Source organism: Runella zeae DSM 19591, assembly GCF_000423565.1.
Taxonomy (GTDB): Bacteria; Bacteroidota; Bacteroidia; order Cytophagales; family Spirosomataceae; genus Runella; species Runella zeae.
Genome location: NZ_AUIF01000029.1, coordinates 44,049 through 68,966 on the forward strand (window position 1 = coordinate 44,049; position 24,918 = coordinate 68,966).

At 41.5% G+C, this 24,918-nt stretch carries 22 protein-coding genes; 17 read left to right on the forward strand and 5 right to left on the reverse strand.

Features of this window, described 5'->3' with window-relative positions:
• The first annotated feature begins 83 nt into the window (after positions 1 to 83).
• The 9 genes from G563_RS0106440 (at position 84) to G563_RS0106480 (ending at position 10,021) form a co-directional block, all read left to right on the forward strand.
• Positions 84 to 1,823 carry a patatin-like phospholipase family protein gene (locus G563_RS0106440; RefSeq protein WP_028664591.1) on the forward strand — a complete coding sequence of 580 codons (1,740 nt, stop codon included), beginning with the start codon at positions 84 to 86 and terminating at the stop codon, positions 1,821 to 1,823.
• 107 nt (positions 1,824 to 1,930) lie between these two features.
• Entirely contained in the window at positions 1,931 to 2,977 is a 1,047-nt protein-coding gene (locus G563_RS0106445) for a serine hydrolase domain-containing protein (protein WP_028664592.1), read from the forward strand.
• 80 nt (positions 2,978 to 3,057) lie between these two features.
• The gene (locus G563_RS0106450) at positions 3,058 to 3,825 is read left to right on the forward strand and encodes an NIPSNAP family protein (protein ID WP_028664593.1); all 768 of its coding nucleotides are present in this window, start codon (positions 3,058 to 3,060) and stop codon (positions 3,823 to 3,825) included.
• A gap of 146 nt (positions 3,826 to 3,971) precedes the next feature.
• Positions 3,972 to 5,810, forward strand: a complete 1,839-nt coding sequence (locus G563_RS0106455; protein WP_028664594.1) for a lectin-like domain-containing protein — start codon at positions 3,972 to 3,974, stop codon at positions 5,808 to 5,810.
• 98 nt (positions 5,811 to 5,908) lie between these two features.
• Positions 5,909 to 6,790 carry a serine hydrolase gene (locus G563_RS0106460; protein WP_028664595.1) on the forward strand — a complete coding sequence of 294 codons (882 nt, stop codon included), beginning with the start codon at positions 5,909 to 5,911 and terminating at the stop codon, positions 6,788 to 6,790.
• 15 nt (positions 6,791 to 6,805) lie between these two features.
• Complete coding sequence (gene gloA2, locus G563_RS0106465; RefSeq protein ID WP_028664596.1) at positions 6,806 to 7,195, forward strand: SMU1112c/YaeR family gloxylase I-like metalloprotein; 390 nt, start codon at positions 6,806 to 6,808, stop codon at positions 7,193 to 7,195.
• A gap of 34 nt (positions 7,196 to 7,229) precedes the next feature.
• Positions 7,230 to 7,829, forward strand: a complete 600-nt coding sequence (gene yihA / locus G563_RS0106470; RefSeq protein WP_028664597.1) for a ribosome biogenesis GTP-binding protein YihA/YsxC — start codon at positions 7,230 to 7,232, stop codon at positions 7,827 to 7,829.
• A complete protein-coding gene (locus G563_RS0106475) occupies positions 7,826 to 8,761 on the forward strand; it encodes a 1-phosphofructokinase family hexose kinase (RefSeq protein ID WP_037326034.1) in 936 nt (311 codons plus the stop codon). Before yihA ends, G563_RS0106475 begins: the two co-directional genes overlap by 4 nt.
• Before the next feature lie 42 nt (positions 8,762 to 8,803).
• Positions 8,804 to 10,021, forward strand: a complete 1,218-nt coding sequence (locus G563_RS0106480) for a 4Fe-4S binding protein (protein ID WP_028664599.1) — start codon at positions 8,804 to 8,806, stop codon at positions 10,019 to 10,021.
• Positions 10,022 to 10,026: 5 nt separating this feature from the next.
• Here G563_RS0106480 and G563_RS0106485 read toward each other — a convergent pair whose 3' ends face one another.
• Positions 10,027 to 10,512, reverse strand: coding sequence for a hypothetical protein (locus G563_RS0106485; RefSeq protein WP_028664600.1), 486 nt, complete (start codon positions 10,510 to 10,512; stop codon positions 10,027 to 10,029).
• 156 nt (positions 10,513 to 10,668) lie between these two features.
• Positions 10,669 to 11,208 carry an RNA methyltransferase gene (locus G563_RS0106490; protein WP_028664601.1) on the reverse strand — a complete coding sequence of 180 codons (540 nt, stop codon included), beginning with the start codon at positions 11,206 to 11,208 and terminating at the stop codon, positions 10,669 to 10,671.
• A 129-nt stretch (positions 11,209 to 11,337) separates the two neighbouring features.
• Between G563_RS0106490 and G563_RS0106495 the strand changes: the two genes are divergently transcribed.
• Positions 11,338 to 12,576, forward strand: a complete 1,239-nt coding sequence (locus tag G563_RS0106495) for a M16 family metallopeptidase (RefSeq protein WP_028664602.1) — start codon at positions 11,338 to 11,340, stop codon at positions 12,574 to 12,576.
• A 39-nt stretch (positions 12,577 to 12,615) separates the two neighbouring features.
• Here the strand turns inward: G563_RS0106495 and G563_RS33875 are convergent, their stop codons facing one another.
• From G563_RS33875 to G563_RS33880, 3 genes are all read right to left on the reverse strand, one after another.
• Positions 12,616 to 13,305 (reverse strand): LytR/AlgR family response regulator transcription factor, encoded by a 690-nt coding sequence (locus tag G563_RS33875; RefSeq protein WP_051210797.1) that lies wholly within the window; start codon positions 13,303 to 13,305, stop codon positions 12,616 to 12,618.
• Between the two features lie 6 nt (positions 13,306 to 13,311).
• A complete protein-coding gene (locus tag G563_RS0106505; RefSeq protein ID WP_211235256.1) occupies positions 13,312 to 14,934 on the reverse strand; it encodes a sensor histidine kinase in 1,623 nt (540 codons plus the stop codon).
• A 669-nt stretch (positions 14,935 to 15,603) separates the two neighbouring features.
• On the reverse strand, positions 15,604 to 16,203 hold the full coding sequence (locus G563_RS33880; RefSeq protein ID WP_051210798.1) for a collagen-like triple helix repeat-containing protein: 600 nt from the start codon (positions 16,201 to 16,203) through the stop codon (positions 15,604 to 15,606).
• Between the two features lie 661 nt (positions 16,204 to 16,864).
• Here G563_RS33880 and G563_RS0106515 point away from each other — a divergent pair.
• The 7 genes from G563_RS0106515 to G563_RS0106545 all read left to right on the forward strand — a co-directional run bounded on the left by G563_RS0106515 (position 16,865) and on the right by G563_RS0106545 (position 24,877).
• Positions 16,865 to 17,506, forward strand: coding sequence for an O-methyltransferase (locus G563_RS0106515; RefSeq protein WP_028664604.1), 642 nt, complete (start codon positions 16,865 to 16,867; stop codon positions 17,504 to 17,506).
• Between the two features lie 20 nt (positions 17,507 to 17,526).
• Complete coding sequence (locus G563_RS0106520) at positions 17,527 to 19,704, forward strand: LysM peptidoglycan-binding domain-containing protein (protein ID WP_028664605.1); 2,178 nt, start codon at positions 17,527 to 17,529, stop codon at positions 19,702 to 19,704.
• Positions 19,701 to 20,267, forward strand: coding sequence for a DUF3109 family protein (locus G563_RS0106525; protein WP_028664606.1), 567 nt, complete (start codon positions 19,701 to 19,703; stop codon positions 20,265 to 20,267). The genes G563_RS0106520 and G563_RS0106525 overlap by 4 nt, the downstream gene beginning before the upstream one ends.
• 12 nt (positions 20,268 to 20,279) lie before the next feature.
• Positions 20,280 to 20,609, forward strand: coding sequence for an MGMT family protein (locus G563_RS0106530; protein WP_028664607.1), 330 nt, complete (start codon positions 20,280 to 20,282; stop codon positions 20,607 to 20,609).
• Between the two features lie 128 nt (positions 20,610 to 20,737).
• A complete protein-coding gene (locus G563_RS0106535; protein WP_028664608.1) occupies positions 20,738 to 22,744 on the forward strand; it encodes an OmpA family protein in 2,007 nt (668 codons plus the stop codon).
• Positions 22,745 to 22,847: 103 nt separating this feature from the next.
• Positions 22,848 to 23,057 carry a hypothetical protein gene (locus G563_RS0106540; protein ID WP_028664609.1) on the forward strand — a complete coding sequence of 70 codons (210 nt, stop codon included), beginning with the start codon at positions 22,848 to 22,850 and terminating at the stop codon, positions 23,055 to 23,057.
• 98 nt (positions 23,058 to 23,155) lie between these two features.
• The gene (locus tag G563_RS0106545; protein ID WP_028664610.1) at positions 23,156 to 24,877 is read left to right on the forward strand and encodes an AMP-binding protein; all 1,722 of its coding nucleotides are present in this window, start codon (positions 23,156 to 23,158) and stop codon (positions 24,875 to 24,877) included.
• Positions 24,878 to 24,918: the final 41 nt, after the last annotated feature.

Below are 24,918 nucleotides of genomic sequence, written 5' to 3' on the forward strand. Positions count from 1 at the left end.
TTCCTTATCAAGTGGTATTTTTTTGTGCAAATTTGATTAGACAACTTTTTTGATTTTTAATCTTCTCCTTTTCCCAAAATCTCATGAAAACCCAAGATAAAACCTTTCATATTGGTCTTTGTATGGCGGGGGCTATTTCGGCGGGAGCATACACCGCTGGCGTTATGGATTATTTGTTAGAAGCCCTCGACCGATGGGAAGAAGCCAAAAAATTTGACCTACCCGATATTCCCCAGCATACCGTAGTCATTGATGTATTGGCAGGTACATCTGCTGGAGGAATGACCGCTCCCATTGCCCTGGCAGCGTTGTCTGACCAACGAACAGTGCATGTCAATGAAACAACGGGAGGCTATCAAAATTTTACGGCAGAAAATAAACTTTACGAAGCTTGGGTCAAACTCATTGCCGACGATATGCTGCGCATTATGCTTTCAGATACTGACTTTGCAGAACATGGTGCCACGTCGATTTTTAATTCGGATTTTATCGACCAAATAGCCCACAAGATTATCAATATCTCCTCGAAACACTATCAGCCACTCTCCGAAAAATCGTATATCGCTCCTGAACCAGAAGTATGTCTCACACTCAGTAATTTGACCGGAATGATAAGCAAAATTTTCTTTCAAGGAGCTGATAATGAAGCCAAAAACATTCCATTGAATTTTGTAAACAAAAATAAACTTTTAGAAAACGACAGTGCTTATATTTCTTACAACCACCGCGATTATGCCCTGTTTAGAATCACCGACAACGCTTACAAAAACGACGGACGCATTCCGGTAAGTTTTAAGAAAAACGCTTCCAATGCACCGCATCTCAAAACGCTGCGCGACTCAGCAATGGCTACGGGGGCTTTTCCTATTGGCCTGCGTTGGCGTAAAGTGAGCCGGAAAGGCATTTTTCTTAATCAGAATCCGCTCATTGGCCCGCCCAACAAAAAGACCTTTGACGATGAAGCAATCATTGAAACTGTAAATACCGATGGCGGAATGCTTAATAATGAGCCTTTTGACGTCACAAAAAAACTCCTAACCGACCGTAATATCCACATTAATAGCAATCACCAAGATATGACAGGAACGGTATTGATGATAGATCCTTTTCCAAGTACAGAACGTAACAAAATCCTAACACCTAAAAATAAACTTCTGCTCAGAGAAATCATTGGAGGGTTGTATGAAGCCCTCAGAATGCAGCCACTTTTCAAAGAAGAAGACCTCATAGCTGCCGAAGCAAACAATGATTTTAGCCGTTTTTTAATCGCGCCAGTAAGGTATATACAAGACGAAATACACGAAAAAATCGTAGGTGCCAAAGCAGTATCAAGCGGAGCTTTGGGAGGATTTAGTGGATTTTTAAGACTAAAATACCGAACCCATGATTTTCAATTGGGAAGGCTCAACTGCCAGCGATTTTTACAAAATCACTTTAAAATCCCTCACGATACCCAAAACCCCTGTTTTGAAGGCGCTTATAGTCAAGCGGCTAAGAAAAACTTTCTTATTGAAGACGAATTTCTGCCCATCATTCCCGATATAGACCCCGCCACTGGCCAAAAACAAAAGCCCGAACCTTTTCCCGAATGGCCTGCCGATATAAGCGAAAACATTCAAGACCAAATTGATAGCTATGAAGGTATGCTTGCTGACCGTATTAAGCTTATTTGGGATGGTAATACCCCTGATAATATAGTCATCAACTTGCTTGAACTAGTAGGTATTAACTTTCTTGTAAAAACCACAAAAATACTGATTTTCAAAGACTTACAAGACCATAGATTGATTTCTGATTGCCCTCCATCTGTAGATATAGCTTAGAAGAGTAAATTATTAATTTTTACAAAAAACACCTCTACCATTAAACTTCACGCAGGTGTTTGTATCCAAGCCTTGACTCAATTTTCTATTAACGCTTAGATACAACCATGAAAAAGTTATTGATTTACGCTCTCCTTATTTCCATTTTTTCTTGTAAAACAACGGATACTATCCAGCCCGACACCTACGATTTTTCGGCAGTCGATGCCCTGATTGAAAAAAGCGTAGAAGCTTATGAAAACAATGTGGTCGTGCTGGTTTCTAAAAATGGGAAACTCATTTATCAAAAAGGCATTAACCTCACTGCCACCGATAGCCGTCTGATAGCTTCTGCATCCAAATGGCTTTCGGGGGCAGTGATGATGTCGTTGGTAGATGATAAAAAAATAAGTCTGGATGATACAATCGGCAAGTTTTTACCCATTTTTAGTCGGTATGGTAAAGGACATATCAACATCCGACAGTTGTTTTCGCATACTGCCGGCTTTGCAGGCGACTCTCCCCAAAAGTATGAATACCGAACAGATCTTACTTTTGCCGAAGCCGTAGATTCTATCGCCGTCTATACACCGCTGATTCATGCTCCTGGTACTACTTTCAATTATGGAAGTGCAAGTATGCACATTGCCGGGCGCATCGCCGAAGTCGTAACGGGCAAATCGTGGCAGACACTATTCAATGAAAAAATCGCTACTCCTTGCGATATGAAAGCCACTTATATCCTTAGCAGTCTCAAAAACCCCCTCATCGCAGGTGGTGTTTGGACATCAGCAGGCGACTATCTCAAATTTTTAGAGATGATTGTCAACAAAGGCACTTACAATGGCAAGCGCGTGTTGAGCGAAAGCGCCGTCGAAGAAATGCTCAAAGACCAAACCCGAGGAGCGGTCATAGAAGGTACGCCTTATCCTTCCAATCTATATTCGCCTCATCCTACCTCCGTGGTGCGATACGGTATCGGCAATTGGCGCGACGTAGTGGATGCTTCTGGCAACGGCCTTGAAACAAGTAGTCCCGGACTTTTTGGAACTCATCCTTGGCAGGATTCTAAAAACAAAGTCGCAGGAATTATTTTTACCAAAACCGAACCTCGCCAAAGCAATGCTACGAGTCTTCAAATCAGAGAATTGATACGCCAAGCCATAGAAAAATAAACTTCATCTCATAGATTTTGGCATTGTGTAGGTAAAGACGGCCTAGTCCAAACTTTGGATTAAGATAACCTACAATCATCATGAAAAGAAGAAAGTTTATTGCTACATCCTCTCTTTTGGGACTGGGGGCTGCCTCGCCTGTGTTAGCTCATTCTCCTAAAAAAGAAAAAGAAATCTATGAACTGCGCTCATTTGAGCTAAAAATGGGAGGAATGCCTCGTTTAGAAACCTATCTCCAAAACGCCCTCATTCCAGCGCTCAATCGCCTCGGGGTGAAGCAGGTAGGGGTTTTTAAAGAACTAGGAAAAGATGAACCTGCCAAACTTCACCTACTGTTGGTGCACTCTTCTCAGGAGAAATATTTTCAAATTCAACAACAGCTCAAAACCGATACCGAATACCTCAAAGCCAGTGAAGCTTATCATCAAACCTTGCCCGACAAGGCTATTTATGACCGCATCAGTAGTTCTCTGATGGTGGCATTTGACGGGATGCCTACCTTAGCTACTCCTCCCAAAGAGCCTCGTATTTTGGAATTACGGACGTACGAGGGCTTCAGCGAAGATGCTGTCAGACGCAAAATCAAGATGTTTAATGAGGGAGAAATCGCGATTTTCAGCAAAGTTAAACTCAACATTGTGTTTTTTGGGGAAGTACTTATCGGACATCGTTTGCCTTGCCTTACCTATATGCTTACCTTCAAGGATATGGAAGAGCGCAACGCCAATTGGGCCAAGTTCAGCGCTGACCCTGACTGGAAACAACTCTCCCAAGCGCTCGAATACGCCAATACGGTATCGCGGATTGAACGTATTTTTCTAGAACCGACTTCATATTCGCAGATTTAGAGGGGGTGGTATATTTAAAAAGGTTGATTGACTCTCGCTTAAAGTTTGAGCCAATCAACCTTTTAATCGCCTATTTACTTCATGGTTTTGCTCAGATTCCGTATTTTTGATGGGCAGGTAAGTGTAACGGAAACTGAGCGGCAAAAATGAAAAACTTCATCTTCTTTGTATTTTTTTATTTAAACACATTCTTTGTTTTTGCCCAAACTTACTATACCTACAAAGATGCTCGCCCTATCGACAGCGAATGCTATCGCGTCACAGATGCGCGTCCCAGTCAATTTGGTGTAGTGTGGTACGAAGAAAAATTAAATCTCAATCAGTCTCTCAACCTAGAATTTATCATCAATTTTGGCGGCAACGACGCTGGCGCAGATGGCATGGCTTTTATTATGCAATCCCGTGGGAAAGATGTCATTGGAGGTTCGGGGATGGGACTCGGCTTTACTGGAATTTCACCTTCTTTAGGAGTCGAATTTGATACTTATAATAATGGTAGTAGCGTAGGCGACCTCCCCAGCGACCATATGGCGATTCTTCAAAATGGCTCCGTCAATCACCTTACTCCCAACAATCTACAAGGCCCTGTAACTGCTTCGGCCACTAGCAACAATATCGAAGACGGAAAAAATCATTTAGTAAACATTCGGTGGGATTCCCAAACACTTACGCTAGAAGTGTATTTTGATTGTCAACTACGTCTAAGACTCAAAAAAGACATTGTAGCTGATATTTTTAGCGGTAAACCCGAAGTGTGGTGGGGCATTTCAGGCTCTACGGGCGGTGCTTACAACATCCAAACCGTATGCCTGAAAAAAGAAGCCGTTCTTAAAAATGTATTCAAAGACATTTGTCCTAACCAAGAAGTACTCCTCACAGGTCGCACTTCTTCCGACGGAGCTTATCAGTGGACACCCACCACATCGCTTTCCGCTCCTAGCTCGCGTACCCCCATAGCACGTCCTACACAAACCACTACCTACACAGTCAGCTACCGCAGCGACTGTGGAATCACCGTCAAAGACACGATTCGGGTAGAAGTAGTCCCTTTTCCCAAAGTGGATTTTGGTACTCCAAAAGAGGTCTGTCCTAAACGTACAGTGGATATCATACCCACTTTCACGCCACAAGATACTGCCGTCAGATACCGATGGTCGACGGGTGCAACTATCCCCAAAATTACAGTCAATCAACCCGGACAATATGACCTCACGCTCTCTAAGGGTAATTGTAACGTCAAAACCTCTACTGAAGTAATAGCAGGCAAGCCCCCTACCCTAGCCCCCAATCAACAATTATGTTTTACAGGATTGACTCTTGTGTTGGAAGCAGGTACTTCTGAGCCAAATCTACGCTATCTCTGGAACCCTGGCAATGAAACGACCCCAACCCTTTCGGTATCTCAGTCAGGTAAGTACGAAGTTTTGGTAAGTACTGAAGCAGGTTGCGAAGCTCTCCGCACCATAGAATTGACTCCTTCTCCTACCGTAAAACTAGGGCGAGATTCTACCCTTTGCGAAGGTGAAAGCCTCGTATTAAGTCCCCTTATTAGCAGCCCAAATCCTAGTGTGCCTTATACTTATGCTTGGTCGTCGGGTGCTACTACGCCTTCTATCATTGTGTCCAAAACGGGCACTTACACCGTGCGAATCACTCAAAACTCTTGCTCAGCTTCGGATTCGGTACAGGTCACGATACAACAATGTGACGTAAGAGTATTTGCTCCAGATGTATTTACTCCCAATGGCGACGGCATCAATGATACGTTTCAATTGTTTATCACTGGTGGAACACCCCATAAGCTCACCATTTACAATCGATTAGGTCTTGCGATTTACAACGAAGAAAGCTCCAAACCTCAATGGGACGGTTTCTTTAAAAATGCGCTATGTCCTCTTGATAGCTATACTTATATTTTTGAATATAAAAACCTAAAAACCAGCAACATACAGCAACATTACGGCTCTGTTATGCTTCAGCGATAGTGTTGTTTAAGGTCAAATTTATCAAGTTTCTCAAAATAAATTGCAAGCATGAGCTAAACTTGAGTATGTTTATTTTTTAAAAACATGCTTCATCACTTATGAAACACCTTGTATACTACTTGCTACTAGGAATGGGCTTCCCTTGTTTTGCCCAAAAACCTACTATCGATCAACTGCGCACAAGCATTGTATCCAAACTAGGCCAAATAGAAGGTGACTTTGCAGTTGCATTCAAAGACCTTCAAACCCAGCAAACGTTGTTTATTAACGAAAAAGAAAATTTTCATGCGGCAAGTACCATGAAAACGCCGGTGATGATGGAAGTTTTTAGACAAGCACAAGCTGGAAAATTCAATCTGAGTGATTCTATTTTGGTCAAAAATGAATTTAAAAGTATTGTGGATGGCAGTCCTTTTAAGCTCGACATCAGTGACGATAGCGCCGATGATATGTATAAAAAAATCGGTTCTAAAATGACCATTTATGACCTCACGTATCAGATGATGATTGTGAGTAGCAATTTGGCCACCAATATTCTGATTGACTTAGTAGATGCCAAGAAGGCAAACCAATTCATGCGTGAATTGGGAGCCAAAGATATAAATGTGCTGAGAGGCGTAGAAGATACCAAAGCCTTTGAAAAGGGCCTCAGCAACACCACAACGGCCTATGATTTGATGCTTATTTTTGAAAAAATAGCTCAAAAAAAAGTAGTATCGCCTACAGCATCCGATAAAATGATTCAAATACTTTTGGACCAAAAATTCAACGAAATCATTCCTGCACAGCTTCCTTCCAACGTCCGAGTGGCGCACAAAACTGGCTCTATTACTGGTGTTAGGCATGATTCAGGGATTGTATATTTACCTAACGGTAAGGCATACGTGTTGGTTTTACTTTCCAAAAAACTAACCAATCCCGAAGCAGGCGTCAAAGCAATGGCTGAAGTATCCGAAATGATTTACAATTTTGTGAAATAAACTATTTTTTAATTTATGCTCTCACTTCAGGGAATTCACCATGTAGCCATTATTTGTAGCGATTATGCTCGTTCCAAACATTTTTATACCGAAATACTGGGATTGACCGTCATAGCAGAAGTGTATCGAGCTGAGCGTGATTCTTATAAATTGGATTTGGCGGTCAATGGTCTGTATCAAATTGAGCTTTTTTCGTTTCCCAATCCCCCTGCTCGTACTTCTCGCCCCGAAGCTGCGGGACTCCGACATTTAGCTTTTAAGGTAGCAGACATTCATCAAACCCATACTTTGCTTCGCAATGCAGGAGTGATCTGTGAAGAAATAAGACAAGATGAATTTACCCAAAAATCCTTCTTTTTTATAGCTGACCCCGACGACCTCCCGATTGAGTTTTACGAAATTTGACCTTTCTCGCGTAGATTATTCGTAATTTTGTGCTATGAAAATCAAAACATCTGTCTTCGTCAAAAGCTCGTCCAACAATGAGCAATGTCCCGCCCCTGACCGCCCTGAATATGCTTTCATTGGGCGTTCGAATGTAGGCAAATCATCTTTGATTAACTCGCTCACTCAGCGTCGCGATTTGGCCAAGACCTCCTCAAAGCCCGGTAAAACACAGGTAATCAACCATTTCAATATCAACAACGAATGGTATTTGGTAGATTTACCCGGCTATGGCTACGCCAAAGTTTCGCAAGCCGACCGAAAAAAATGGAGCGAAATGATTGAAAATTATCTCTTCAAACGCGAAAGCCTAGTCTGTACTTTTGTATTGATAGATAGTCGTATTGAGCCTCAAAAAGTAGACCTTGAATTCATAGAAAAATTGGGTACTCAAGGCGTTCCATTTGCGTTGGTTTTTACAAAAACTGATAAATTGACGGCAAATCAACTCAAAATCAATCTCGAAAATTATAAAAAAACCTTGCTAGAAACTTGGGTAGATTTACCCCAAATTTTTGTTACGTCATCAGTAGCTAATCAAGGCCGCGAAGAAATTCTCCAACAAATCAATGAGTGGAATCAATTACCAAAATGAAAATAACTACCCTCACCATCAATCCGGCCGTTGACAAAAGTACGTCTATCGACCGCCTCATTCCAGAGCAAAAACTCCGCTGTGACAATCCTCGTTTTGACGCTGGCGGTGGGGGTATCAATGTATCCAAAGGCTTGAGGAGATTGGGAAGCAATTCTTTAGCTATTTTTACGGCAGGCGGGCCTACAGGTCAGCACCTGGAAGAGCTACTCAAACAAGAGGAAATTGAGACCAAAGTAGTAACGACTCAGCAATGGACACGTGAAAATTTTATCGTAGCCGAAACTTCTACCAACGCCCAATATCGTTTTGGGATGCCAGGTGCTGCACTTTCAGAGTCCGAAAAACAAGCCTTTTTAGATACCTTAGCCCAATCGCAGGCCGACTACGTGGTGGCGAGTGGTAGTCTTCCTCCTGAAATGGAAGTAGATTTTTACGAAAAGGTAGCGGCGATTTCAAAAAAAATGAACGCCCGGCTAATTCTGGACACTTCTGGCGAGCCTTTGAAAGCGGCCTGCGACGAAGGGGTATTTTTGTTAAAACCCAATATCGGCGAACTAGAAGCTTTGGTGGGAGCCTCCAAACTGGAAATGGACGACGTAGATGATGCCGCCCGTATGCTCATCGGCGATGGTAAGTGCGAGGTAGTGATTGTATCGATGGGACCTAAAGGTGCGATATTGGTTACCAAAGATTTAGTCGAACACGTACCCGCTCCGCCCGTTCAAAAGCGCAGTACGGTAGGAGCAGGTGATAGTATGGTAGCGGGCATGACGTGGGCACTTACCCAAGAGTTATCTTATTTGGAGATGCTTCAGTGGGGGGTCGCATGTGGATCTGCTGCCACTATGAACGAAGGTACTCAGCTCTTTTTACGCGCCGATGTCGACCGACTTCTAAGTTGGCTTCAAAAACTCAACAAGAAGAAATAACTTATTTCTTGCTTTGATGTTGTATTTACAATCTCATCTCTATTGAAAACTTATTTCCAACATATAAGCGAAGGCATTCGTACCACTTTGGCAGGTATGAAACTCACATTCAAGCATTTGTGGGACGCTCGCCACCGTCGTAGCCAAAACAATATTCGCGAAGACGACTATTTCAACGAGTCAAATGGTATGGTGACACTCCAGTATCCTTTTGAATCGATGCCCATTCCTGACAATGGTCGCTATCGTCTTCACAACGAAATGGATGACTGTATTGTATGCGACAAATGCGCCAAGGTATGTCCCGTAGATTGTATTGATATCGAACCTATCAAAGCTACTAGCGAAATCGGGAAAGCATCCGACGGCTCTCCGATTCGCCTCTATGCCGCCAAATTTGACATCGATATGGCAAAATGCTGTTATTGTGGTTTGTGTACTACCGTATGCCCTACCGAATGCCTTACGATGACCAAAACCTTTGATTACAGCGAGTTTGATGTCAAAGACATGAATTATCACTATTCTAATCTGACGCCCGAACAAGCAGAAGAGAAGAAGAGTTTGTACGAGCAGTTTGTAAGGGAAAAAGAAGAGTTGAAAAAACAAAGTGCTACGGCCAAAGTCACTTCTGTAGAGGACGAAACGGCCAAACCAAAACCCGCTTTTAGACCTTCGCCTAAACCAACTCTTCCCACTACCGAAAGTAAAACGACTGAGGAGACTAACGAAATAGCCCCGGCAGCAACACCTAGACCAAAACCTGCGTTCGTTCCTAAAAAGTCGGTACCAGAAACTTCCGTCGAAGACAGCGACGCCACGCCACAAGCAGCACCCAAACCAAAACCTGTTTTTGTTCCTAAAAAAACTACGTCGGAAAATACCGTCGAAGACAGCGACGCCACGCCACAAGCAGCACCCAAACCAAAACCTGTTTTTGTTCCTAAAAAAACTACGTCGGAAAATACCGTCGAAAACAGCGACGCCAAGCCACAAGCAGCACCCAAACCAAAACCTGTTTTTGTACCTAAAAAAACTACGTCGGAAAATACCGTCGAAAACAGCGACGCCACACCACAAGCAACGCCAAAACCAAAGCCTATTTTTGTACCTAAAAAACCTGAAACAGAAACAAAAAGCACTGAAAATCAGGAGGCATCTTCTTTGGAAGCAGTAAATAAAAACACCGATTCAGAACCAGAAAAACCTCGTTCTAAACCGGTGTTTAAGCCTACCATGAAGCCCAAAAAAGAAGAGTAATCCGGTTACCCTTCAGGATTTGTTTCTTGCTCGCTAGCAGGTGCTGTTTTGGGTGCTTCCGGTGTTTTTCTAGTAGTTGCTTGCTTAGGAGCTGGAGCCGCCGCAGGTGCTGGTTTAGCGGCTTTTGGCCTAGGAGCAGGCTTGGCTACGGGAGCTTCTTCCACCTTTTCGGGAGTTGCTTCCACCGCTTTGGTCGGTACCTCCACAGGCGCGCTTTCCTTCACTTCTTTCACCTTCCCTTCCTTTGCTTTTTTATCTGTTTTTTTGACCTTGGCTTTTTTCTCCTTCTCTTTTTCTTGCTTCACCTTTTTCTTAGCCTCTTGGTCTGCTTTTTTGGTTTCTTTTTTCTTTATTTTCTCTAACTTTTTAGCCAACTTTTCCGCAGTCTTTTTGATAGCCTTTGCAATTTTTTTTGAGGTGCTTTCGCCCACAATCGCGGCTGCAATTTTCTCCGCAATCTCACTCGTGCTTTTTTTCTTGTCTGATTTCATCTTGATACTGTTTTATGTAATTGATTTTGAGAAAAAACCTGACCCCCAAACATGTCAGCGTCTTTTATTGATGTTAAAGTATAAAAAGTGAAGCAAAATATCGCCAAAGGTTCCGTTATTTTTCCTTCCTACCAAAGTAGAGACTCATTTTCAAGTTTATTTTTTCAGGATTTTCGAAACAAAATCCCACGCCACAATCCCTGCACTTACCGATACATTGAGGGAATGTTTGGTACCAAACTGCGGAATTTCCAGACATACATCACATTGCTCAATAAGCGAGTCACTCACTCCAAACACCTCATTTCCAAGCACAAAAGCATATCTATCCGACACATGTGGGTCAAAATCATTGAGCATTACACTTCCCTCAGCCTGCTCCAAAGCGGCGATTTTGTATCCTTCTGATTTTAATTTTTGGACAAGGGCGAGCGCATCCGAGCTATGTTCCCATTCTACCGACTCATCTGCACCGAGGGCAGTCTTGGTAATATCTCGATGTGGTGGTGTTCCGGTGAGGCCACATAGGTATATCTTCTGAACCCTAAAAGCATCAGCGGTGCGAAATACCGAGCCCACATTGTTTAAGCTCCGAATATCATCTAATACAAATACAAAAGGATTTTTTTCGACGTTTTTAAAATCTTCAACCGACAATCGATTGAGGTCATCCATGGACAATTTACGAGGAGACATTTTTGAAAAATTACAAGTTAGTAAATTCTGACCCAGAGTCTGAAGCTACAAAAGTAGGCAGAATATCACAGTCGGAAACTAGCATCCGTCAAAAACTGTTACCTTTGTACTAGTGATTAAAAACGTAGAATGGAAGAATACCGCTTACACACTTTGCCCAATGGCATACGTGTCGTACATAAACAAGTACCTCATACCCAAATCGCCCATTGGGGCATTATGCTCGACATTGGTAGTCGAGATGAACAAGCACACCAACAAGGATTAGCTCATTTTTGGGAACATATGGCCTTCAAAGGCACCCAAAAACGCAAGTCGTACCACATCATCAATCGTCTCGAAACGGTGGGCGGCGAGCTCAATGCTTACACTACCAAAGAAAAAGTATGTTTTCATGCTTCATTGCTAGCATCGCACAGCGACAAAGCAATCGAGCTTTTGTCTGACATTGCATTTCACTCGATTTTTCCCGAAAAACAAATCGAAAAAGAGCGAGGAGTTATCTTAGAAGAAATGGCCATGTACTACGACTCTCCCGAAGATGCGATTCAGGATGAGTTTGATGAAGTGGTTTTTCAAAATCATCAACTAGGACGCAATATTCTGGGTACGCCCGAAAGTGTCAATTCTTTCAGAAGAGAAGATTTTCAGAATTTCATCTCCGAAAATCTTGACACTGAACGCATTGTGGTATCATTGGTCAGCAATTTGCCTTTCAAAAAAGCCATCAAACAGGCCGAAAAATACTTGTATGATTTGCCATATCGTACCACCACCCGCATCCGTACTTCGCCCGAAATCTACATTCCTCAATCATTGAAAGTAGCCCGTGGCATGACCCAAGCCCAAGTAGCAATGGGACGACCTTCTTATGCCCTCATGGACGATAAGCGCCTTCCCTTTTTTATGCTGGTCAATTTGCTCGGTGGGCCGGGTCTCAATTCGCGTTTCAACATGACCCTGCGCGAAAAATACGGGCTGGTTTATTCGATAGAAGCCAACTATTCACCTTATTTAGATACCGGTTTTTTGGGAGTATTTTTTGGAACAGAACCCAAAAACCTCGACAAAGCGACCTCACTCATCTACCGCGAATTACGCCAACTAAGAGAAAAACCCCTTACTACTACTCAGTTACATAATTTAAAAGTACAACTAATGGGGCAACTAGCGATGTCGGAAGAAGGGAATCAGAGTTTTATGCTGATGATGGCAAAAAGTATCTTAGATACCGGCAAGGTGGATTCTTTGCCCGAACTCTTTGCCGAAATCGAAGCAGTACAAGCCTCTCAACTACAAGACATTGCCCAAGAGATGTTTGACGAGCGGCAGTGGAGTACTCTTACATTTTTGCCCGAAGCTGAGTAATAACCGTTTGACTAAGGCCTTTTTGCCCAAACATAGATTTTATTGATAAACCATGCTTATATCATCGATATAGTTTTTAGAAACTGGGATAACGTTATTGTTGATAATCAAACTCTTAAGGCTAAATTTCTCTATTTTGGTTTTATTCACGACATAGGCTCGATGAGTTTGTATAAAGATCGTTGGGGGGAGTACCTCTAATACTTGTTTGAGAGTAGAGCGACTTTTATATACTTTATTGGAAGTATAAAATAAAAGATAATTTCCTTCAGATTCTACATAGTCAATTTCTTCTATTGACAACTCCACATTATATTCTCTATCCTTCACCAAAATAGAAGGCTTACGAGGGTGTTTAGAAACCTGACGCAGGGCAAGTGTCACCGCCGTTATTAAATCAATATTTTTGAAAGGCTTTGTAATAAAGGCATTTGGTGCAGTGGCTACCGCCTTCTTAATAATATCGGTAGTATCGTAAGCTGTCAAATATATAAAAGGAACATCATATTTGTCATGAAGCACGTTTCCGAGGCTTATTCCGTCTTGTTCATTTTCGCCTAAGTTAATATCCAAAACCGCAATATGCACCTCTTCTTTTTTTAGTATTTCAAAAGCTTCATGCGTGTTTTTCGCTTCCAAAATCTTATATCCATTTTCTAAAAGTATTTTTTTAGAAAGTCTTCGATTAAGAAAATCGTCTTCTACCAACAAAACCGTTTGTGTTTCCATAAGCAATTATTTAAAAGAGAGTGTAAGTTCAAAGCCACCATGCTGACTACTTTCAATGCTAGCGTCCAATTGTTCTATCAAACCTTTTATGATTTCCATACCTAGTCCTTTTTCATTATTTTTTTTGAAATCAAACCCGATACCGTTATCGGCATAATACAACTTATTTTTTTTGTTCTCTTCTTTGGTAAGTGCAATATCAATCACTCCAATAGAACGCCTTTTAAAAGCATGTTTCATGCTATTGCTAACCAACTCTACAATAATAAGACCTACAGGAAGTGCTTTTTCAATCGACATTTTTTCTATATCGCAATCAACATTGAGGTTTATTTTTTTTCGATGATTATCATAAGATTCTTTCACTAACTCCGAAAGCTCCACAATGTATTTTTTCAAATCTACCTCATTGACACTCTCTGATATATTTAGTTTTTTGTGGAGCAACGCCATAGAGTGAATACGGTTTTGATTTCCTCTGATGAGTTCCTCAATATTGTTGAAATCTACTGATTCTTTTTGTATTTCAAGTATGCTAATCACGTGCTGCAAGTTGTTTTTGACCCGATGCGCAAGTTCTGACAGTAGTACCTGTTTTTGTTCTAAGGTTTTCATCAACTCTTCTACCTGCTTGCTGATTATCTTATTTTGGGAATTGATTTTTTTATTCGTTCTTAATAGTAAAACAGCCGCAACAGCAATCACAGTAAGTAAGCTAACTACAAAAATCATTTGTTGATTTTGATTTTTTATGACGGCTTCTTTTTTGTCATTTTGGTATTGTTCGGTAATTTTTTTTATTTCGGCAGTTTCCATTTTTTTATTTTCTTCAACATACGAATTATGGTATTTTTTATAGTAGTAGTGCGCCGAATCTATGTTTCCTAGAGCCTCAAATATATCACTTCTAACTTGATACACACTTGGTGTAATGTAGGCTATCGATGATTTCATCATAAAAATAGCCGAATCACTATATACCAATGCTTCTGTATTATGACCATGCCTCAACAAAATAGCAGCAATACCACTAAACTGACCGGCAGCCGAGCCAAAATCTTTCACTTCTAAGAATTTTTTGGCAGCCATAGATTTATATCCAATCAGTTTTCGATATAGACTATCAGGCAAATTTGCTCCTAATAGTAAATAAGCATCTCTTTCTTCCCTGATATTGTGGTATTTGGTAGCATATTCTAGGGCTTTTTGCGCATAATATGCCGTTGAGTCTCTCTTTTTTATGAGGCGATAATAAGACGCCATCCGAATGCAATAAACACTATAAATATTTTCGAGCTTGTTTTGTTTGTACGTAGCGTAAGCTTTATCCAAGTATTGTTTACACAACCTCATGTCTTCTCCTACTTCATACACTATGGCGATGAACAAACAAGAGTTATATATTTTTTCGGGCAACTTATATTCTTCTGCCTCTTCCAGTGCTTCTAAACCCATTTGAAGTGCTGTAGAAAAATCCCCTTTTAAAGAAACCAGAAACCCTCTTTGAAGCATCACTTGTATCTTAGCATCTTTATATTCTTTGGTGGTATATTTGGTGGTTAACAAATCATACAATTCGTTTGCTTCATTTTCTGCTTGGTCATAATTATGCCAATAATGCAGCAGCAAGCTGTCTATTCTCTCGACCCTTCGTGCCAGCCATTTGTTCTGGCCTTGAGTAAAGTGGCTAAAAAAAATCAGAAATGCTAGAAGTATATATTTTTGGGGCATACAGTACTTATAAAAATGGTGTGTTTAGGAGAATAAAAAAAATAGCATCCTGAAACGGGATTATTAGATTTCCCCAAAGCCACCCGCAATATCGGCATTTTTGATATAATGTAAGTCAAAAAAAGCGTTAGAACAAAGGTATGGGTACTATCATAATCCAAATGTACAGGCCACTACTTTTGGCTTACAATCACTAATATCTGACTAAGAATAGATTGTACTAATTCTATCTCAGCTATAAAAAAACAACATCAGCTCCCATTCTTTTCCGATTTCAATCTATTCTTTTACCGTATCGTCTGTTAATCAGGAATTAAGAATAGCAAAATGGCTATTTCAATATTGGGGTTTGTGAAGCTAAAATGGTTCAATAGCTGGTTATTTCTACCGGTCGAAAATAGTCTGTTTTTTGATTTTGGCACCCTAATAGTAAAAACTATGCCCTTTTCTTAAGTCTACAATAGATTGAAAAGGGCATAGTTTTTAGTAACTCAAGAATAACAGCAATATATTATTGCACAAATGAAGGGTCATGCCAGATGAATTCTCCTCACAAACCTGACGTTATTAATCTGCCAGATTATAATACTTCTTCACCGCCTCATAGTCATTATAGTCTACCGCAGCTTGTCGGCCAGTAGGCACGCCGCCGGGTATAATGACATAGCGTATTTTGTTAAAAAATGAAGAGGTAGAGTTGGCAAACCCAATTGGAATTGTTTTTATATCCCCCATAAACACTCTCGAAAAAATCAATTTTTGGGGTTCAAAATTAATATTATTATCAATCATACCCACTATAGAACCATTCTCCACCCAATAATTTACAAATGGCAACGGTTGTATATTGGTTCCAGATACAGGCTTGCCATAGACCAATATTGTTCCCTTATCTATCACATCCTGTGTAATCTGAGGCGCGTCAAAAGTGAAGGCTTTTACCATTGCCGTGTTTACAGTAATGGCAGGAAAGCTTAACCAAGGACTATAAATTACATTGGCCGTCCCAGCATCACCTTTATCTCCCTTAGGTCCGGTATCACCCTTAGCTCCAGTATCACCTTTGGCTCCAGCAGGTCCTATGGCACCATCTTCACCTGTACAATTGATAAACATTACTGCACTCACCAATAGTGCAAGGGCTGGAAAAAACATTCTTTTTTTCATTGATTAATTAAAGTTAAATTATTAAGATTTATTTAGAATGATGTTTCAAACTTTATAACACAGAAAATTTCAGGGATATAACACTTGAAAACCTTCTATTTATATTGTATACGAGGTATAGTTAAAATATCTTTGGTCTAAATAGTACATTTTGACCAAAGCTGATTTTCAAATAATATAGCCCTAAGGCAATAGACCAATGTTATGGTTAATTTTAGCATTTAGAAGAAAAGTTTAGGTAGTAATAGCAAGGACATTACACAAAGCTTTATCTTCTATTTGGTTTTCATTCTAACCCAGAACTCATTGGCAATATTACTTATCAAGTATACACTCGCAAAACTTTAGGGATATAACTCAGTAATTAGGGATAAAAACTCAATACTTGCTATTCGACTCATTGTATCTATCCTAAAAGGGCATTTCAGAAGAGCTTAAAAGAATGAGGGAGACCAGGGTACCACAGGCTCAACCCTATCTGATGGGAAGAGGTACGATATTGGCTCATAATCAAGAAAATCTTGCTCCTTTATGTACTGAGGGGCATCAGATGCCTAAAAAGCCTGTACCTCTACAAATAGTAACCGTACGATAAAAATAGCCTTGTTATACCCAATTTTGCTTCTTTTTCGTTTATATTTGTTGAAACAAAATGTACTGAATGGATTTTTTGCCTGCAGCTATAGAAGCTTATGCGCTGGCACATACGTCGGCTGAAAGCCCACTACTGGCACAACTCAATCGTGAAACTCACGCTAAAGTACTCCAACCTCGAATGCTTTCGGGGCATTTGCAAGGTCGATTATTATCGCTGTTTTCGACCATGATACGCCCGCGTCGCATCCTCGAAATCGGGACTTATACTGGATACTCGGCTCTTTGTTTGGCAGAAGGACTTAGTGATGACGGCCTATTGGTTACGATTGATGTTAATGAAGAACTATATGATTTTACCCGTAAGTTTTTTGATAATTCCCCCTTCGGTCACAAGATAGATTTTAGAATCGCTAATGCCGCCGAAGAAATCCCAACTTTAACTGATACCTTCGATTTAGTATTTATAGACGCCGATAAGCTCAACTATGGCTTATATTATGACTTAGTATTTGACAAAGTTCGCAAAGGTGGAGTAATCATTGCTGACAATGTTCTTTGGAGTGGAAAAGTTGTGCAAACCGATAAGAAAATAGACAAAGACACCCAAGCACTTTTAGATTTTAATCAAAAAATTCATCAAGATCCACGCGTCAGCAACATCCTTCTTCCTATGAGAGACGGTCTTCTGATTGCTTGGAAACACTAACATTTAGCAGAACGAAAAAGATGAAACGTATCGCCACCCTAACCACATTCATTTCTCTTTACTCGGTAGTATTACTGTGGGCACAAAATACAATCCCTACCATCCCTCGTAGTGTGGGATTTGCAGGCATGAATATCCAACTAGACGAAGATGCCCGAGCCGTGATTCAGGCTGATGTAAAGGCGCTATTGGGCAATAAAAAATTTTGGGATGCTAAACTCGACCGCTGCGTCATGTTTTTCCCACTTATTGAGGGCGTTTTGATTGATGAGGATGTACCAGTAGATTTTAAATTTTTGGCAGTGCAAGAAAGTGGCTTACAGCCTGATGCGGTGTCGGCTTCTAATGCGGTAGGTTTTTGGCAGTTTAAAAAAGAGACCGCCGTCGATTATGGCCTTCGCGTAAATGATCAAGTAGACGAACGAAAAAACATCATTTCTTCGACCCGGGCTGCTGCTCAGTATCTCAAAAAAAGCAATATCCAATTCAACAACTGGATTGCGTCTCTTTATTCTTATTATTTAGGAGCAGGTGGCATCAGCAAAACTATCCCTACGGAGTGGGCGTATGCTAGAGAAGTCCAACTCAATGGAAAATCAGATCGCTATATTTTGAGATTTTTGGCCCACAAAATCGCTATTGAATCTTCCATAGACCGCTATCAATCACCCAATACTATCGCCCTTCTCGAATATCCTAAAGCGAGCGGACGTACTTTGGCCTCTATTGCCTCTGAAGTTGAAATTGACGAAGTCACATTACGTACTCACAACCGCTGGCTTACTGGCAATGACATTCCCTCGGATAAAGAATATTCATTGATTATTCCGGTCAATAACGATCAACTTTCTAATACCCGTAGCCGCTTGGCTTCGTTGAAAACACCCAATCAACGTGACAATTTTACCCAAAAAGACATTGGGTTTCCTATCTTAAATCGGGCTCAAGGGTATAGTAGTAGCCTTCTTTTATACGAAATCAATGGTCTGCCAGGTATCATGGCCGACAACAGCGACAATATCGAAAGCCTTGCTCGCAAAGCGAAAGTAAGTTTCAGTAGTTTTTTGCGCTACAACGATATGTCTGAACGCGACCCTATCGTGCCCGGTAGTGTCTATTATTTAGCCAAAAAGAACAAAAAAGCAGCCGTACCTTTTCATACCGTACGAGATGGAGAGTCGCTGTGGAAAGTATCGCAGATTTATGGAATTCGTCTCAAAAATTTGGTCAAATACAACCGCATGGACAATCGCAACCAACGCCCACAAACAGGTCGTGTGCTTTGGTTAGCGAAGCGTCGCCCCAAAAATACACCCGTCGAAGTGATTGAAATTCCAGTAGAAGATGAGTGGAGACCTAGCGTTAATAAGTCTCAGCCTCGGGTTGCTACGCAGGAAACATTTTCAACTTCTACAGAGTTGCCTTCCAACCCTCCCGCCAATAATACCAACAAAATTCCTCAGAATCCTTCTGAACGTAAAGTATACACGCCCAAAATGGCAGACACTCCTCCCAGCAACGATACCAATAAGTCGGTGTCTGACTCGGGTGATGGAGTAGAGATTACGGATGTAAATTCCATTCCAACAAATTCATCCAAAAGCAATACACCTACAACCTCTACAAAACCCAATCGACGTGCCCCTTCATTCAATCCAAACGACGACGATAAAGTAGTAATCATTAATGATGAAGCAGAAGCAAATAGAGCTAAAACCACTAATACACGCCCCGCAGCTTCTACCAAAAATAACACTACTGCTTCTACCACCAAGCCAACGACTACTACGCCTCCAGCTTCTAGCACTGCGACCAAGCCTAAAACTACGACTGCACCTCCTACCCCAACTTCCTCAGGAAACGCGAAGCCTGTTGTCCATGTAGTAGAAGCAGGGCAAACCTATTTTAGTATTTCAAAAATGTATGATGTAACCGTCAATGATATTTTGTATTGGAACAACCTGACTCTTGACTCTAAGCTTGCAGTAGGGCAAAAGCTTAAAATCTCACCCGTAGGTAATACCATTTCGCAACAACCTACCAAGGAAGAATTTTTGACACATACCGTAGCTCCCAAAGAAACGATGTTTAGCATCTCTCAAAAGTATGGGGTTAAGATTGATGATATCAAAGAATGGAATGGCCTCAGCGACAATGGAGTGAAAATAGGCCAACAACTCAAGATTAAAAAACAATGATAGTGATTGACAATACCGTCATCAGTGATGATGTAGCGGATCAGTTTTTTGTGTGTGAACTTACTAAATGCAAGGGTGCATGCTGTGTAGAAGGCGATTTGGGAGCACCTTTGGCCGAATCAGAGCTAGAGGTATTGGAAGAGGTATATCCTCTCGTAAAACCTTACCTCAATCAAAAAGGCATAGAGGCTATTGAGACCCAAGGGCTCTATGAGCAAGACTCAGATGGCGACTATGTCACTACTACAGTCAATGGACGCGAATGCGCCTACGCAATTTATGATAAAAAAGGAATTTTGAAATGTGGAATTGAACAAGCTTTCTTAGACGGGAAAATCGCTTTTCGAAAACCCATTTCCTGCTATTTGTACCCGATTAGAATTACTAAATATGACCATTTTGATGCTCTCAACTACGACCGTTGGCATATTTGCAAACCTGCTTGTCACAACGGACGTGAACTAGGAGTACCTATTTACAAATTCCTAAAAGACCCACTTATCACCAAATACGGGGAGAGCTGGTACCAAGAATTGGTTCATAAAATCGAAAGTAAATCATAACACTCGTTTAAAGTGGAACCCAAAAATTTCTTCAACGATGTATATGATGTAGTAAGGCAGATTCCTGCGGGACGCGTCACATCTTATGGAGCGATTGCCACTTTTTTGGGTTCTAAACTTAGCGCGCGTATGGTAGGATGGGCCATGAACGCCTGTCATACCATGCCTGATGTACCTGCTCACCGAGTAGTAAACCGTAACGGCATTTTGTCAGGTAAACACTTCTTCGGAAGCCCTACTGCCATGGAGGATTTGCTCTCAGCGGAGGGGATTGTGGTCAAAGAGGATAAAATCATAGACTTCAAAAAACACTTTTGGAACCCAAGCGACGAACTTCTTTGATAAACGCCTAGGCATCAATCCTTTCTAGTGCCTTCCACTTACTAGTCTCATACCCACCAACTGCCCATTGGTGCTAAAAACGGAGATTTGGCACGATATATGCGCATCAGCTCAAAAAGCCAGATAATATGCGCATATTCTCATATTTATTCGTGTGTTTTGCCTATACCAGTCTACAGGCGCAGTCTGTTCAGTGGGCATCGAAAGTCGTAGGTATGTCGTCTGAATATACCCAAGGCAGCGGCCAACAATACCGAGCCGTACAAGTTTTAGGAAAACCCAACAAGCTTCCTCAGGCCGAGAGCGGCGCCTCTGCTTGGCGAGCATCTACCCCAGATGCGGGCGAAGAATGGCTCAAAGTGAGTTTTGAAACACCCACCGCAGTAAGGCAAGTGGCCATTGGTGAAAACTTTGGTGGAGGGTGTATCGATAAAGTCTTTGCGTATGATACTCAAGGTAACGAATACCAAATTTACAAATCCAAAAACACCACCTCAGAACGCAACGCTGGCATGTTTCGAGTATGGCTCCCACAGCTTTCTACCTACAAAGTAACGGCTGTGAAGGTGGTATTAGACACCAAGCTCGTAAAGGGCTGGAACGAAATAGACGCTATTGGCATCTCAGCCAGTGAAAGCCCCGTGGAAGCCCAAATCAATGTAGTTAAGAATGTTCCAAAAGAACTCAAAAAAGAAAACCTAGGCCCCAACGTCAATTCCAAAGCCAACGAAGTCGCCCCAGTGATTTCGCCTGATGGACACACGATTTATTTTACTCGCTACGATCATCCCGGAAACCTCCGCGCCAAAGAAGACTATGATGTATGGTATGCCGAAGAAAAAAACGGAGTATGGCAATACGCCAAAAACATGGGGTCACCTATCAACAACCTGCAAGAAAACTCAATTTGCTACATTTCGCCCGATGACCGTACGGCTTTGCTGATGAATATTTATCATCCAGACGGTGCCTTGTCCAAAGGAGTATCGATAAGTCACAAAAACCGCAACGGATGGAGTTTTCCGCAGCAATTAGGCCTCCAAAACTACGTTAACGAACACTCATTCTCAGGATTTTATATCAGCCCTAATGGAAAAGCAATGATACTCTCGCTTCAAGATGCCAATACCATCGGCGGCTCTGACTTGTACGTATCTTTCTTACAAACCGACGGCAAATGGTCTTCTCCCGTCAATATGGGTATGAGTATCAATACTGCCGACGATGAGTATACGCCTTTTTTAGCGACCGATAACCAAACCTTGTATTTTACATCAAATGGTCGCAGTGGCTATGGCGAAATGGATATTTACGTAAGCCGACGCCTAGATGATACTTGGAAAAAATGGTCGGAGCCCGAAAACCTCGGCCCTGCTTTCAATACTTTTGACTTCGAGGCACATTTCACTATCCCGGCATCGGGTGCTTATGCCTATTTTTGTTCGTCCGAAAATTCACTAGGTGAATTTGATATTTTTAGGGTAAAACTCCCCGAACCAATCCGCCCCAATCCTACCGTCATCTTAAAAGGAGCCGTAATAGACCAACTCACCAAGCGCCCTCTCCAAGCGCAAGTGATTGTAGAAGATACCGAGCAAAAGCAAACGCCCCAAGTCCTAGATTATGCTCCCGAAGTAGGCGATTTTAAGATGATATTAGATACAAAAAAACAATACAATCTTACCGCCCAGCACAAAGGATACCAAGCTAGTGGTATGACGATTGACTTGAGTCAAGAAAACCAATACCGCGAAATTAGACGAGAAATAGTGCTTACTCCTATCGAAATTGGCAAAAAAATCACCCTCAATACCATTCGTTTTGCACAAAGCAAATTTGACCTTTTGCCTTCGTCCCTACCCGAGCTTGATCGAATCGCCCAAATGATGACCGAAAACGCTGATATGGAAATTTTAATAGAAGGCCATACCGACAATGTAGGTGACTTCAACGCTAATGTACAGCTTTCAAAAGACCGGGTAGAAGAAGTAAAGCGCTACCTTATTTCCAAAAACATCGAACAAGCTCGAATTCAGACCAAAGGCTATGGTCCCACTCGCCCCGTAGCGCCCAACACAACCGAAGAAAATCGTAAAGTAAACCGAAGGGTAGAGTTTACCATTCTCAAAAAGTAAGTTTCTATACTTAACGATTATTTTATGAACTAAAGAGGAGAATAAAACTGAAATTTTGGCGGTTTTAGGCGTTATTTACATCACAAACGAAAAACACCAAGAGATGCCTTCTGAGCAATTTGTCGAATTCTTTCATGATATCCTCATTTCCTTGCACGAAAACATCCGTGATTTGCAAGGCAAAAAGGCATTTGCAGACCCCGAAGAACAAGATTATTTGGATGGTCGCTTGTTTAGCTATCATGAAGTATTGGAAATCATGAAGGAGTCTGCTCAAGCATTCGATATAAATCGCCAAGAATTAGGGCTTTAATTTTTTATTTACGAAAAATAAGTTGAAATCTTAGGGTATGCTTGTTCGTTTGTATCTTTGTAAGGTACAATTTTTTCTAAACATCAACCAAAAACCCTATGACTGTCACCAGCGATACATTCCCTTGGTTAAAGTACTACCCATCCGGGATGCCCTACGAAATCAATCCAGATGTGTACCCCTCGCTGCTGGAAATGATAGACGAAGGATTCGAGAAATATGCCAGAAAGCCCTCCTATGCTTGTATGGGCAAAGAAATTTCTTATGCCGAATTAGATAAAATGTCCCGTAATTTTGCTGCTTATCTTCAAGGAATAGGACTTAGTAAAGGCGACCGTATAGCAATCCAAATGCCTAATGTCATACAGTATCCGATTGCGATATTTGGGGCATTGAGAGCCGGACTCACGATAGTGAATACCAATCCACTTTACACCCCCCGCGAAATGGAGCATCAGTTTAAAGATTCTGGTGCTAAGGCTATTGTAATCTTGGCAAACTTTGCTGACAAACTCGAAAAAGTTTTGCCTCAAACCGAAATCAAGCATGTTTTTGTGACCCAAATTGGCGATACCCTTAGCTTCCCCAAAAAGCAAATTGTCAACTTTGTCGTCAAAAATATCAAAAAAATGGTTCCGCCTTTTTATCTGCCTCAAGCTGTATCATTCATGGATGCCGTCAGAGAAGGAGCGTCGATGAATTATGAGAAGCCAAACATTCACAACCTAGATTTGGCTTTTATTCAATACACAGGAGGAACCACAGGCGTATCTAAAGGTGCGATGCTCACGCATCGCAACATCATCGCTAATGTAGAAGCCAATTGCTTCTATCTTAGCCCAATGCTCCAGCAAATTCCCGAAAATGAGCCTAATATCTTGGTAGCAGCTTTACCGTTGTACCATATATATGCATTGACCTGTAATGCCTTATCAGCACTCAAAAATGGCGGGATGAATCTTCTTATTACCAATCCGCGTGATATGAATGCGTTTATTGATATTCTAAAAAAATATAAAATAACGCTTTTTACAGGCCTCAACACCCTTTTCAATGGTCTTATGAATCACCCTCGTATTGGTGAAGTAGACTTTAGTAAATTGCGCGTTACGTCGGCAGGTGGAATGGCATTACAAAAAGTAGTAGCCGAACGTTGGTACAAACTTACTGGCAACCTGCCCACCGAAGGCTACGGACTTTCGGAGACTTCTCCCGTACTTTCGGCCAATCCTCTCGACCCTAAGTTTAATAAAATCGGGACTATCGGTATTCCTTTTCCTAGCACCGAATTACGGATTTTACGCGAAGATGATACTTGGGCTGAGGTAGGCGAATCAGGCGAAATATGTGCTCATGGCCCACAAGTCATGCCGGGCTACTATAAACGTCCTGATGAAACGGCCAAGGTCATGTTTATTGACCCCGTCGATGGTCGCCAATGGTTCAAAACGGGCGATGTAGGAGTGATGGACGCGGAAGGTTATTTTAAGATTGTAGATCGTAAAAAAGACATGGTTTTGGTGTCGGGTTTCAATGTATATCCCAACGAAGTCGAGGACGTAATCGCTCAATGCCCCGGCGTACTTGAAGTGGCCTGTGTGGGAGTACCTGACGAAAAAACCACCGAAGCTGTGAAGATTTTTGTGGTAAAAAAAGATGAAAGTCTTACGAAAGAGCAGATAATGGATTTTTGCCGCCAAAACCTAACTGCTTACAAATGTCCAAAGCATATCGAATTTAGAACAGAACTGCCCAAAACCAATGTAGGCAAAATCCTCCGCAGAGCTTTGCGCGATGAAGCTACTACAAAAAATAACTAACTAATACTTGTCTCAGTATATGTTCTCAGCATAAGGCACCT

Bases quoted from the DNA above. Each gene is read 5' to 3' on its own strand.
- G563_RS0106440 (WP_028664591.1), top strand. From the start codon at position 84: ATGAAAACCCAAGATAAAACCTTTCATATTGGTCTTTGTATGGCGGGG.
- G563_RS0106445 (WP_028664592.1), top strand. From the start codon at position 1,931: ATGAAAAAGTTATTGATTTACGCTCTCCTTATTTCCATTTTTTCTTGT.
- G563_RS0106450 (WP_028664593.1), top strand. From the start codon at position 3,058: ATGAAAAGAAGAAAGTTTATTGCTACATCCTCTCTTTTGGGACTGGGG.
- G563_RS0106455 (WP_028664594.1), top strand. From the start codon at position 3,972: ATGAAAAACTTCATCTTCTTTGTATTTTTTTATTTAAACACATTCTTT.
- G563_RS0106460 (WP_028664595.1), top strand. From the start codon at position 5,909: ATGAAACACCTTGTATACTACTTGCTACTAGGAATGGGCTTCCCTTGT.
- gloA2 (WP_028664596.1), top strand. From the start codon at position 6,806: ATGCTCTCACTTCAGGGAATTCACCATGTAGCCATTATTTGTAGCGAT.
- yihA (WP_028664597.1), top strand. From the start codon at position 7,230: ATGAAAATCAAAACATCTGTCTTCGTCAAAAGCTCGTCCAACAATGAG.
- G563_RS0106475 (WP_037326034.1), top strand. From the start codon at position 7,826: ATGAAAATAACTACCCTCACCATCAATCCGGCCGTTGACAAAAGTACG.
- G563_RS0106485 (WP_028664600.1), bottom strand. From the start codon at position 10,512: ATGAAATCAGACAAGAAAAAAAGCACGAGTGAGATTGCGGAGAAAATT.
- G563_RS0106490 (WP_028664601.1), bottom strand. From the start codon at position 11,208: ATGTCTCCTCGTAAATTGTCCATGGATGACCTCAATCGATTGTCGGTT.
- G563_RS0106495 (WP_028664602.1), top strand. From the start codon at position 11,338: ATGGAAGAATACCGCTTACACACTTTGCCCAATGGCATACGTGTCGTA.
- G563_RS33875 (WP_051210797.1), bottom strand. From the start codon at position 13,305: ATGGAAACACAAACGGTTTTGTTGGTAGAAGACGATTTTCTTAATCGA.
- G563_RS33880 (WP_051210798.1), bottom strand. From the start codon at position 16,203: ATGAAAAAAAGAATGTTTTTTCCAGCCCTTGCACTATTGGTGAGTGCA.
- G563_RS0106515 (WP_028664604.1), top strand. From the start codon at position 16,865: ATGGATTTTTTGCCTGCAGCTATAGAAGCTTATGCGCTGGCACATACG.
- G563_RS0106520 (WP_028664605.1), top strand. From the start codon at position 17,527: ATGAAACGTATCGCCACCCTAACCACATTCATTTCTCTTTACTCGGTA.
- G563_RS0106525 (WP_028664606.1), top strand. From the start codon at position 19,701: ATGATAGTGATTGACAATACCGTCATCAGTGATGATGTAGCGGATCAG.
- G563_RS0106535 (WP_028664608.1), top strand. From the start codon at position 20,738: ATGCGCATATTCTCATATTTATTCGTGTGTTTTGCCTATACCAGTCTA.
- G563_RS0106540 (WP_028664609.1), top strand. From the start codon at position 22,848: ATGCCTTCTGAGCAATTTGTCGAATTCTTTCATGATATCCTCATTTCC.
- G563_RS0106545 (WP_028664610.1), top strand. From the start codon at position 23,156: ATGACTGTCACCAGCGATACATTCCCTTGGTTAAAGTACTACCCATCC.